Origin of the sequence: Paracoccus sp. S-4012 (genome assembly GCF_009674885.1) — a bacterium.
Taxonomy (GTDB): domain Bacteria; phylum Pseudomonadota; class Alphaproteobacteria; order Rhodobacterales; family Rhodobacteraceae; genus Paracoccus.
In genome coordinates, this window is the sequence record NZ_WKKA01000004.1 from 35972 (window position 1) to 48318 (window position 12347).

General features: G+C 63.6%; 6 protein-coding genes and 1 tRNA gene. All 7 read right to left on the reverse strand.

Annotated features, from left to right (window positions below):
- Positions 1-7: 7 nt before the first annotated feature.
- A complete protein-coding gene (locus GI374_RS07045; RefSeq protein ID WP_154336328.1) occupies positions 8-3301 on the reverse strand; it encodes a DUF499 domain-containing protein in 3294 nt (1097 codons plus the stop codon).
- An 11-nt stretch (positions 3302-3312) separates the two neighbouring features.
- Positions 3313-6252 (reverse strand): DUF1156 domain-containing protein, encoded by a 2940-nt coding sequence (locus tag GI374_RS07050; RefSeq protein ID WP_154336329.1) that lies wholly within the window; start codon positions 6250-6252, stop codon positions 3313-3315.
- 21 nt (positions 6253-6273) lie between these two features.
- Positions 6274-6645 carry a DUF6680 family protein gene (locus GI374_RS07055; RefSeq protein WP_154336330.1) on the reverse strand — a complete coding sequence of 124 codons (372 nt, stop codon included), beginning with the start codon at positions 6643-6645 and terminating at the stop codon, positions 6274-6276.
- Positions 6646-6674: 29 nt separating this feature from the next.
- Positions 6675-10181, reverse strand: a complete 3507-nt coding sequence (locus tag GI374_RS07060; RefSeq protein WP_370515196.1) for a helicase-related protein — start codon at positions 10179-10181, stop codon at positions 6675-6677.
- Positions 10182-10389: 208 nt separating this feature from the next.
- A tRNA-Ser gene (locus GI374_RS07065) sits at positions 10390-10479 on the reverse strand.
- 48 nt (positions 10480-10527) lie between these two features.
- Positions 10528-11655: an aminotransferase class V-fold PLP-dependent enzyme gene (locus GI374_RS07070; RefSeq protein WP_154336331.1), complete on the reverse strand. Its 1128-nt coding sequence runs from the start codon at positions 11653-11655 to the stop codon at positions 10528-10530.
- A 1-nt stretch (position 11656) separates the two neighbouring features.
- Positions 11657-12211, reverse strand: a complete 555-nt coding sequence (gene rfbC, locus GI374_RS07075; RefSeq protein WP_154336332.1) for a dTDP-4-dehydrorhamnose 3,5-epimerase — start codon at positions 12209-12211, stop codon at positions 11657-11659.
- Positions 12212-12347: the final 136 nt, after the last annotated feature.

Here is a 12347-nt window from a genome sequence, read left to right on the forward strand (position 1 = left end):
CGAGGGATTACCCGAGATGCTTGTCGATAAACCCCAATGTTGTCGCGTTTTCCACCAGTGTCCTCACCCTTGCACGGTCCAGACCAGCCGAGACCTCGGCATCGATCTCGAGCTTGATCGTGACATCCGCACCCGGAAGCGTTGTCAGTTGCTCGATGATGGCTTCGACGATCTGGTGTATATCCCGCGCAGGGCGTTCTGGCGAAATCATCACCGTACCGCGGAACCTGGTGGGCTTATGCTCTTCCGGAACCTTGGATGGTGCTCCTGGAGTAGACTGTTTCGTCTCTTCCGGCCCAGAGGTTTCGACAGGTGAGGAGGCCTCGGGAGCGGCAGCCATTTGCTTCTGCCGGCACTGATCCGCAATCTCCGGCCTTATAATGACGGATTCACTGTCGATCACAACGTGAGCGCTCGAAGCACCGGAGATCGCCAAGCCGACGTAGCTTCCCGCTACCTCGTCCCTCCGCTCTGCGTAAGCGAATGGCCCCGGAAGCATGCCGCTGACAGCCGCGTGCACTGCCTTCGACAGAACGGCTCTGTTTTTCACACGTGGAAGATAGGTGTACCGGTTCATATACTCCCACAAATCCTTGAGATGCAGATGCGGCTTGCCGTTCCAGATGTACTTTTCGAGCTGACGGTTGAGGTTGTCCGGTCCGAGCTCGGGCCAGATCCCTTGATCACTGACCAGTTTCTTGCTGGCGCGAGCCAGCAGGCCATCCTGGGCCGGAACCTTGGCTGACGTCCACTCGACGTCGGACTGAGCGCTCTCCTGCACCGGATAGATCAGATAGCACCAAGCTTCCTTCGTCCGCGTCTTCAGGGTCTCGGTGGCCTCGTTGAGTTTGACTTCCGCCATGGCGCTGTCGCTCTGGGTCAGGTTGAGGCGCTTGGTCTCGCGAACGATCTCTGCCCAGGCAAGTGCGGCACGTTGAGCGGACTTCAGATTGTCCAGCTGACGCTGCTCAGCGGCGAGGAATACCAGCATGTTGCGGTAGACGCGGGGTGTGCTGCCGCGCTGCATCATGATGTCCCTGGCCTCCGCTAGAGCTTCTGACCCCTCCCTGCCGGTGTGAGGGTGCGCGACGCCGAGAACCACTGCTCGGACACCGCCGGGCTCGTCGGGGATATCCGCCGAACTGCCAGGGGCGACCTGAACGGTGTCGAAATGCCCGCGATCTGCGAGGCCGTTGATGTAGCTGCCGAGCGCCTTGTCGATCTCGTGGAGGACGAGCGCCTCCTCGAACTGGGCCGCGCGGTCAGCAGCCAGTCGATTGAGGCTGGCAGACATCGAGTACCAGTATCGGCCGAGGTCGCTGTGCATGAACTTGGCCTGGTTCGCGAGCCGGCGCAGCGCGTCGCCGAAGATGGCTGGGCGTTCGCCCGGCTGAACGACACCGAGGTTGATCTGCTTGTCGTCCAGCCCCTTGTTCTCCTGACTGTGCGTCGGGGCGGTCGCCATGAACACCGCGCGCGCAACGCGGCGCGTCGCGGAGTAGCGGTTTAGATTCGGGGCCGACTGGTCGATCTTGTATGGTGTCGACGTCACGCCATCCACGTCGCCTGCGATGATCGATTGCCAGCTGGGGTCGAGATAGTGCAGCAGCTCCGGCTCGACGCGCGCAGAGCTTATTGCGACGCTACCGGGCATGATTATCACGGACGGATCGTTGCCCATCCACAGTTCGTGGATCACCTGCGCCATCAGGCGAAGCACGCCGCGGGTGCGCTGGAATTTCTCGAGCGAGCCCCAGCTGGTGTAGAGCTGGTCGAACAGCTCCGGGTGGATGGGGTAGGCTTTTTCCAGCTTCCGCCGATAGTCCTCATCGGAACAGCCGTTGGGGAAGTCGTTCGCGTTCTCCCGATACAGCTTGGCGAACTGCTTCAACGTGTTGTCGCGATGATGGAACTTGTCGCCCGGGATGTCCTTGAACAGGCGCCGCCGGACAATCTCGTAGCTTTCCTCCTGGCTAGCCGGGCGCCATGACGACTCCACGCGGCTGAAGGTCTGCTTGAGCCGCGCCAGCGCCTCCTGACCGCCTTCGCCGCCGACTTCGATCTGCGAGGCAGGCAGCGAGGCCACCAGCAGCACGCCAGGGCTCGCCTTTACGGCCTCGGTGAGCGACTGGACGAACGACAGGTTCGCGTCGAACGACCCTGACGGCAAACCCTCGACCTTGTAGATCTGGCGCAGGTAGGCGACCCATTCGTCGATCAGGATGAGCGCGGGCGCGTACTTCTTGAACAGCGCCTCGAGCAGGTTCGAGCCCGGCGCGATCCCCCGCTCGTCGTTCTCGGCCACCATCCCGAACGCTTCCGCACCGCCCAGTTGCCACGCCAGCTCGCCCCAGGTCGTGCGGATCTTCCGGCCGCCCTCCAGCGAGATCACGTCCTGTGGCCCGCGAGACGTGCCCACCAAGACCGCGCGATTGACTTTAGCGGGCACCGCAAGCCTGCTGCCCGACATGAGCTGATCCAGCCCCGGCAGGTCCTCAGCCGGCGTGCCGCCCACCATGTGGTAGAGCGCCAGCATCGAGTGCGTCTTGCCGCCGCCGAAGTTCGTCTGCAATTCGACGACCGGATCGCCCCCGCCGCGGCTGAGCCGCTTGGCCGCGCCGATCAGCAGCGTGCTGAGCCCCTCGGTCAGATAGGTGCGGGCGAAGAACTCCCGCGGGTTGCGGTACTCGGAGGGCGCGCTGCCGTTGTGGACCTTGGCGAGGTCGGCGGCGAACTCGGCCTGCTGGAACTCGCCCGTCGCCACGTCCTGGTGCGGCTCCACCACCTCGCGCCAAGGCAACAGCCCGCCGACGGTCTCGACGGAGATGTCCAGCCGCGCTGTCTTCCGCCGCTCCTCGTTCCGGGCCAGCTCGGCATACTTTGTCCGAAGGATCGTGTCGCGCGAGGCGCTGATCTTCTCGGCAGTTTCCTTGGCGCTGATCGACTCCAGCAGCCGCCGCATCGTGTCGAGCGCGCGCTCGGCGTCGTCGTAAGTGAAGGTCTCGTTGTGCGCGATCTTGTTGCGCACCTCGAGCAGCTCGGACACGTAGGACCGCTCCGGATGCCCGAGAACCATCGAGAAGGCTTCCTTCCAGAAGGCCATCATGGTCTTCAGCAGTCCCTGCTGGTCCCATCCGACCTGTCCGGAACTGTTCGGACGCAGCCCCTGGACGCGTTCGATCACCTGCAGCTGCCAGTGACCCTTGAGCGAGCTTTCCAAGCGTTTCTCGACAAAGGGGATCAACGCCTCGGGCAGAAGCTCCATGCCCTCGAACACATGCTGACGGGTAGATTTGGCCATCGAGGGAATCCTTACAGTTCAAATCGCGTTTGCCGGTTCCGCCCTTCAAGCGAAACCGTGGCGGCCATCTGGCTCAGTTCGGACCAGTCGGCAATTAGGGCGTTGTAGACCGTGGCCTCGGAGGCCTCGCGCCGCTTGTTGGCGGCGATGTCGTAGAGGCAATAGGCCAGATCCTTCACCGCCTCGGCCTGGGGCCCGAAGCGTTTGAGCAGCGCCGCGCTGTCGTGCGACAGGCCCGTCCGCTCGTGCAGGCGCACGAGGTGCTGCAGGCATTCCCAGACGGTCAGATGCCCGTCCTCCTCGGGCGCCCAGTCGGGGTCGAGCTCGTTGCGTTTCAATAGCCGCACCTTGCCCGCCGCGCTTTCGACGATGTTGGCATGCTTCACGCTGTCGACCGAGATCCCGCGGGCGCGGGCGAGGTTGTCGGCCACGCCATAGTCGCCCTTGCCCATGCCGTGCTGCTCGAACCAGGTGATGGCGAAGCGGGTGTCAACGTCGAACTCGCCCCGGATGCCGCCGAGATATTCGTCGAGTTCGGCATTGATCAGCTGCAGCGCGGTCTTGACCGTCATCGCGCTGTCGTCGGCCTCGAGCACGGCGCGGTGGCGTGAGAAGACGCCCATGCCGGGGCCGATGGCCGATTGCGGCATGTCGGCCGGGGCGATGTTGGCGGCCTGAAGCTCTGCGATGGCCGGGGGCAGTTCGCGTTTCAGCGCGCGGATGAACTCCGCGCGGGTGACGGTGTCGGCTGTCGCTTCCTTCTTTCGGCAGACAAGGACGACCGAGTTGGCGAGGGCGTTGGTGCCAGCGGCTACCATGCGATTAGACATCTCTGTCCGCATAGGCCACGTTCCCACAATCGAAAATCCCGCCTGAACGACGGCCTGCAAGAAGGTTGCCCATCCAGTAGAGCTTATTCCCTCGCTCTCCATCTCGCTTTGCTTAAAGGCGTAATAGATCGTTGCCGGAAGATGTGGTCCAATCTGACTGGTCATTTTCTCGAGGGCTTTAGTCATTCCATCAAGGAAGAAAATATCTGCTTCGTCTTGCCCGCCATGGCGATACCGGGTTGCGACCAGCTCTTCGCTCTTTGGAGTGGACAAAAATCCAAAGCTATCAGGATATATATCGGCACAATTCTTTTTGAGCCAAACATAGAAAAAATCTGACAAATCAGAATACTCAATGTTGTCATAATAGGGCGGATCAGAAGAAATCACGACCGAGGGGGGGTAAGCGACTGTCTGAGCATCGTGTTGCGTAATGTGGCCGTCCGATGCTGGAACGATGAGCTCAACAGCCCTCGCGACCCAATCTACGTTACTGCTGAAATTTCCACTTGATCCTGAGAACGGGTTGCCTTCTGCAAAATCCCAAGTCATCGGGATAGCTTGGCGTGCGAAGGTATTCCTAAGCGCTTCCATTTTGGGCGACGAGTCCCAAGAACAAATGGTAGAGCCACGGTCAGCGGAGCGATCGATTGCGAAAGCCAAATACACCCTCACGGCTTCCGCATAAGCTTTGGCTCCGCGGCCCCCGTCGGCAAGGGGGATACCGTCATCAGCAATGCCGGCCTTGATACAATCGGCGACCATCTCGGCCTGAAGCTCTCGAAGGACATCGGAGAGAGTCGTTAGACTAGCAAGCTGACGGGGCAGGAAGTAATCCTCGAATGTCTCGAAGCCGTACCTTCGACCTTGAGCGTTACTTGCAAAGGTTCCGCGACAGGGCACCTTCAGGAAAGCTGTATTAAGTTCCCCAATTTCCTCATTCGCGCTTTCAACGGCGGCCAGCTGTTGCGCGGTTGGGCTTAGATAGACCCGCCCCCTTTTCCCTTCCGCGGCGACCGCAAGAAGTACTCGCCCCATCTTCCCTCTCGATGCGGCTGCATCAACATAGGCCCCAGAAATGGGCGCATCAGAAATAATACAGCGGAAATTTGCTTGGCCAGATTTGGTGCCCTTCTTGGCCTGTTTAATTTCCTCCTTTGTCCCTTTCCGCTTGACCTCATACGAGACACTCCGGGCCATTCGGCTCGGTGTGGCCTCTATCCACGCTTCGCGGCCAGGCTTTGTTCCCAATGTAAAACTAGACGTTACAGGAACCTGCACATCTGAAAACGCGGGGTCCGGACTTGGCACCGTCCGCGCCCAAATCCAGGCGATCACCGTCGCCTTGCCGCCGCCATACTCCTTGGGCAGGTCCACCTGCGGGTAGAGATGCCCGATGCGCTCCCACGCCTTCTCGCGCACCCAGTTGCCGTAGTATCTCACGTCCTCGGCCAACCCCTCGGCGTTGCGGTAGAACGACCGCTCCTTGATGCCGGGGTGGATGGGGGGCATGTCCTTGAATTTTGGCGGGATCTCGATCATCGCCTTGCCGATCATCACCGCCACCGGGTTCAGGTCGGACCCATAGGCGGGCAGACCCAGCCGCTGCGCCTCGAGCGGGATCGACCCGCCGCCCGAGAACGGGTCATAGACCGGGGGCAGCACGCCGCCGCAGCTGCGCCGGATCTCGGCCCGCGCACGTTCCAGCACCTCCTCGTTGGTCGAGTTCTCCCACTTCACCAAGTCCTCGATGATGGCAAAGAGCCGTTTGCGCTCGATCTCGACCGCCACATCCTCCAGCGTCGGCTTGGGCGCATTCGCCGCCGCGCCCTTGGCCGCCGCCTTGCTCTTCTCCCAGGCCGCGACCCGCCCGGGCAGCTCCCCCTCGGCCCGCGCCCGCAGTTGCGGGTCGGCCATCAGCTCATCCACGCAGGACGAGGGATCGTCCACCAGCTGCGCGAACAGCACTGCACGGCACGCCGCCAACGGCCGCCGCGCCCACCACAGATGCAGGGTCGAGGGATGCCCATGCCGGATCGACTTCTCCCGCGCCGAGGCCGCGTTGATCGCTTCCAGCGGGATGGCGACTTCGATGAGTTTCTTCTTGTAGGTCTGGGGCATTGTCTCTTTCTGCGGTATGGTTTAGGCGCCGTGCCTAAATGAGGTCATTAGCTCATCATCGGTGACGTCGGAAAAATCGGCTCCTGCAGAACTCGCGACTTCGCGCAAAAGTCGGATGAGATCATCGTTTTCAATCGTCTGACCCTTGGAAATCTTTAGAAGCATGGATTTCCACGAGCTCATCACTCGCTTGTCTCCCGCAAAAGTTGCTGGAATCTCATTCAGAGCGTCGAAAAACGTGTCCTTGAGGGGCACGGAGCGAGAAGCCATGAGACGCGCAAACAAGGCGCGCTTGCTTTGCATCCGGTGCTGCCATCCGGCAATCAGCCACGTCAGGAGTCCCGAGACCGCGGCCGCCAGAACGCCGGAAAAGATGATGTTCCAGATTTCCAATTGCTCTCCTCCGCCGGGGCACGCTGGGCTCACCGCGGAACCTCCGCGCGCTCGAGCAGGCTCCTGATGCTGAACTGAATGGCGTTGTGCTCGAAGGGCGGCTCGCGCGTGTCCAGAGCTCCGCGGACGTAGCGCGGCTCGCGCGCGAAGCCGTCCTCGACCTGGACGACTGCGAGGATGAATTTGTAGGGCTCGTGCAGCGAGGTGATAACCTCCTGCCGCGTGATCATCACGGTGTCGGCCCCGTCGATGCGGCCCTTGACCTCGATGAAGCGCAGATGGTCCGCCTCGGGATCGTAGGAGGCGATGTCGTAGCCGACTTTCTGCGCGGAAACGTCGGTGGGCGCGTTCCCGAGCGCGCGCTCGACTGCCATGACCGCATCCATCGCCGCGATCTCGATATTGCGCCGGGCGACCGGATCCTCGGAGAAGCCGTTCGCCGTTGCGGCAAGCTCGTCCGCCGGTGTGCGAGAGATCAGCAGACCGCGCGGGATGACGACCATGCCACCGCGCACGCGGGGCGGCTGGGCGGAGATGAAGCGTTCCTGATCGAGTGCCTCCAGCCGGCGCTTCAGACGCTCGGCCAGCTCTTCGGCCCGACGCTGGGCATTCTGCCAGTTGAGCCGCGTCTTCTTGCCGGCGCGCTCTTCCTCCTTCAGCTCGAAGGCGCGCGCGTCCCAGTAGTTGATCTCTTTCTTGAGCCGCGCCTTCACCTCCTGTTCGACTTTGTCGATCTCGGGGATGCGGCGCGCCTTCACCTCGGCGACGTGTTTCTGGGCGAGCTCGACTGTGGCGAAACGTACGGCGGTCTTTTCGAGGTCGGTGCGCAGCCAGTCGGCCTGGAGCAGGTCCTCGACGCGCGCGATCTCTTCGGGGCCCGCCGGGCGGAGGTTCAGGTGGGGTGCAATGCCAGCGTTGGTTGCCACACCGTTCCGATCAATCGCGGCGAACTGGAGACGCTCGGAGACGATGTGAGACCCCGTGGCCGTGGGTCGGCCGTCCTGAACGCTATGCTCCAGCAGGAAGATCGCCGCGATCTCCTCGCCCGGATCCGTGTCGTCTACCAGGATGGCCCCGCGCTTCATGAGATGATCGTACTGCTCGCGAACGAGGCTGATCACGGCCTCAAGCAGCGGGTGGCCTGGGCAGATGAAGGCTGCGACGGGTTGCTGGTTGATCTTGCTCTTCTCGAAGCAGATCCGTTCGTACTTCTTCTGGATCGGCGCGCCTATGCCGACCTGGCGATCCCGCTCGCGGATGCTGAGCGGGACGTGGGTGATCTCCCAGCGGCCTTCCTCACGGCGCTTGATCTGGCCACCGAGGTGCTTGAATGCCTCGACAAAGAAGCTCTGGATATGGTGCGGCTGGAGGCGCTGCGCCTCGGCCCGCTCCATCTCGATCCGCAGCTCGTGCACGCGGGCGGCCGGCATGGTGTCGTTGGTGAGAGCCCGGCGCTCCAGAAGCTGAAGAAGGTGCCGCTGATCGACCGCGCCGTCGACCGCCTTAAACAGCCTCGCCTTGACATCCTCTTGCTGGCCGTACCGGATGGCTTCTACCAGTAGATCGCGCAGTGCCGTTCCCTCGAAAAGCTCGCCCAGCACGTCGTAGACGCGGCCGCCGAGGGCTTCCCGCGCCGCCTCGAGCTTCTCGAGGAGACGAGCATAGACCTCTCCTTCACGGGTATCGGCAGCGACAAGGTTCCAGAGATGGCAGACCTCGGCCTGGCCGATCCGGTGAATCCGGCCGAAACGCTGCTCGATCTTGTTCGGGTTCCAGGGCAGGTCGTAATTGACCATCAGATGACCGCGCTGAAGGTTGACACCCTCGCCTGCGGCATCGTTCGCTATCAGGACCAACATGTCCCGATCCTGCATGAAGCGCTCGACGACCTTACGCCGCTCTTCCCGTGTCACGCCCCCATGGATGACCTCGACGGCATCTGGCTTTCCAAGGCGCGCTCGCACTTTTTCGAGCAGGTAGTGCAAGGTGTCCTTGGGCTCGGTGAAGATGATCAGCTTGCGTCGGTGTCCGTCGCTGTCGATCATCAGCTCATCGTCGAGGATGCGATCGAGCTGCGTCCACTTGGTATCCTTGCCCGAGCGGAGGACGTCGAGCGCCATGATCTCCAGCCCCTTCAGGGTCTGCACCTCGATCTCGAGCTGCTCGACCGTTTCAGCGGTTGTGGCGCCGGTCGAGATCAGATCCTCAAGCTCGTCAACCTCGTCCTGACCGTATTCGTCGATGTTCTTCAGCACTTCATCCGGGACGCTCGGCTCGTGAAAATCAGCGCGCCCCTTGCCAGCCAGCCTGGCTTCACCCAACTCAGCCTCCAACCTCTCTCGTCTGCGCTTGAGGGACTGGTAGATTGCGGCAGGCGACGAGGCGAGACGACGCTGGAGGATCTGGAGCGCGAAGCCGACATTGTTCCGTTTCTTGCCATCCTGCTCGGCGAACCGCTGCACCCGGTTCATTTCAGTGCGGACGTACTCCGTGACTGCGCTGTAGAGTGCGGCCTCAGCAGGGGACAGGGCGTATTTCACAGTGTAGGCTCGACGTTCAGGAAACAGCGGCCTGCCGTCGAACTTGAGCAGTTCTTCCTTGGTCAGGCGGCGCATCATGTCGGCGCTGTCGGCGTAATGCACGCCGTCGCGGAAGCGGCCTTCAAAGCGGTCGCCATCCAGCAGCGCCATGAAAAGCTGGAAGTCCTCCTCCTTGCCGTTGTGGGGCGTGGCGGTCATCAGTAGCAGGTGGCGGCAGACCTGCCCGAGTTGTTGGCCCAGCTGGTAGCGCCTGGTGTATTTTACGTCGCCACCGAAGTAGCTCGCCGACATGCGGTGAGCTTCGTCGCAGATGATCAAGTCCCACTCTGGGGCGGATGCCAACTTGTGTTGAAGATCCTCGTTGCGCGCGAGTACATCCAGACGGGCGATCAAGCGGTTTCGATCATTGAAGACGTTGCCGGACCGGGAGGTCTCGATCATGTCGCGGGAAAGGATGTCGAACTCGAGCGAGAACTTCTCCCCGAGTTCGTCCTGCCACTGCTCGACGAGGCTGCCGGGTGCAACGATAAGGCAGCGTTCCAGATCGCTGCGCGCGATCAGCTCCTTGATCAGGAGGCCCGCCATGATGGTCTTGCCGGCTCCCGGGTCGTCGGCAAGCAGGAACCGGAGCGGCTGCCGCGGCAGCATTTCGCCATAGACCGCGGTAATCTGATGCGGAAGCGGATCCACGAGGCTCGTGTGAATTGCCAGATACGGATCGAAGTAATGCGCGAGCTTGATCCGGTTCGCTTCGGTGACCAGCCTCAGAAGGCTCCCCTCGGCATCAAAGGACCATATCCGGCCCCGTTGCTCGACGGCGAGGCGATGCTCGTCATCACGATAGAGTGTGGTTTCCGCAACGCTTCCGCCCGGCACCCGGTAGACGAGGTTGATCGCTTGATCCCCGATCCATTCGACCGAAACCGCTTCGACCATCTGGTTTGGGATGACGCCCGCGACCATTGCCCCACTCCTTAGGTCTTCCAGCTTGCTCACGTGCGGTCCTTTTCGGCTCAGGTTGAAAAAACCGCTAATCGAGAAGCGATTTCCCCGAACGGGTTGCCTCAAACTAGCCGAGATATCGCATGGAGGGGAAGAGACAGACCTGTCGCACCACGCAGCATCCAAGTGCTTTCTGTATGGCGGGGATATTGGTGGGTAGCCGGAAAAGCGATCAAAAAAATACTAATAAGTCAAGGGTACTTGGCGGAGGCGGTGGGATTCGAACCCACGGTGGGCTTTCGCCCACGTCGGTTTTCAAGACCGGTGCAATCAACCACTCTGCCACGCCTCCGGCAGGAGTCAGCCGTACCGTGGCGTTGCCGCTGCTGCAAGGGCGGGATCAGGCGCGCAGGGCGTCTGCGATGGCGGCGAGGGCGCGGTCGACGCCTCCGCCTGTGGTCATGATCCCGGGCGACAGGCGCAGCACGGGACCGCGGGCGTCGGCATGGGTGCCGGCGGCGCGCATCGCCGCCAGCACCGCGGAGGTCCCGTCGTCGGGAATGCGGGCCATGACGCTCCCGCCCCGCGCCTCGGGGTCGGCCGGGCTGACGAGTTGCAGGCCGATCCGGTGCAGCCCGTCGGCCAGTTGCTCCGAAAGCGCCCGGTTCTGCGCCAGCAGCGCGCCCGCCTCCTGCGCGGCGTGCCAGTCGAGCGCCGGCAGCGAGGCGGCGGCGGCCATCACCGAGGGCGTGCCGCTGTCGAAGCGGCGCGTGTCCGAAGCATAGGCGAACCCCTCGAGATCCCAGTTGAAGGGGTCCGGCTGGCTGAACCAACCCCGCACCGCCGGGGTGCAACGGCGTGTCAGGTCCGGCGCGACATGCAGCATCCCGGCGCCCGGCGAGCCGCAGAGCCACTTGAGCGAGGTCGAGACGGTGAAATCCACCGCCGGGGCCATGACGTCGAAGGGCAGCAGCCCGGCGCCCTGGGTAATGTCGACGCCGATGACAGAGCCTCGCGCGCGCCCATGCGCGACCAGCCCTTCCAGGTCGATCCGGTGCGAACTGGTCGAGCTGATCCAGGTCAGAAGCGCCACGCCGACCTCCGGCCCCCAGGCGGCGGCGAAGTCCTCGTCCTCGACCCAGGCGGCCCCCTGGCGCATCGGCACCGTCTCCAGCGTGAAGCCGAGCCGCGGCGCGAGGCCCGAGAGCAGGAAATGGACTGAGGGGAAGCAGTCCGCCGCGACCAGCACCTTGCGGCCGCGCAGGACCTCCTCCGGCAGGCCGAGCATCAGCGCGGCGACGGCGGCGGTGACGTTTTCGGCGGTGGTCAGGCTCGCCTCGGGCGCGCCGATCAGCGCCCGCCAGCGGTCGAGGAACCGCGCCCGGAGCCCGAGAACCGCGGGCCACTGGCCGTCATCGGGCCGGGCCCAGATTTCCGCGAACGCCGCCGTTGCGGCGGCGAGATCGCGGGCCTTTCCCGGATATTGCCCGATCGAGTGGTAGAGGAGATAGCCCGAGCCGTCGTCCATCTCAGTCCTCCCAAGCAAAGGGCGAGGTCCAGTCGGCGAAGGCCGGCGCGGCGCGGTCCTTGTCCGACAGCACCGGCGCCTCGACGCCCCAGTCGATGCCGAGGCTGTCCCAGGCGACCGCCCCGTCCGCGGCGCGGTCGTAATGGGCGGTGCATTTGTAGAGTATCTCGGTGTCGTCCTCGCGCGTCACGAAGCCATGCAGGAAGCCCGCCGGCACCCAGAGCTGGCGGCCGTTCTCGGCCGAGAGCTCCACCCCCACATGCCGCCCGTAGGTGGGCGAGCCGCGCCGCGCATCCACCGCCACGTCCCAGAGCCGCCCGCGCCCGCAGCGCACGAGCTTGCCCTGCGCGTGGGGCGGCGCCTGGTAATGCAGGCCCCGCAGCGTGCCGGCCCGGGCCGAGAGCGACTGGTTGTCCTGCACGAACTCGGGCAGCTCGAGCCCGGCCTCGGCCAGCGTCCGCCGGTTCCAGACCTCGGAGAAGAAGCCGCGGGCGTCGCCGTGGCGGGCGGGGGTCAGGATCACCACCCCGGGAAGGGCGGTCGGCTCGATCTGCATGGCGGCTCCTTCGCGGCGCGGGACGGGACGGGCGCACCCTCGCCAAGCGGCGCGGCCGGCGCAAGCCCTGCGGGAAACGGGGCTTCAACGCTCGGAAGAATCTGCTAGGGCTCGGCGGCCCGTGGCGGAGGCGGGC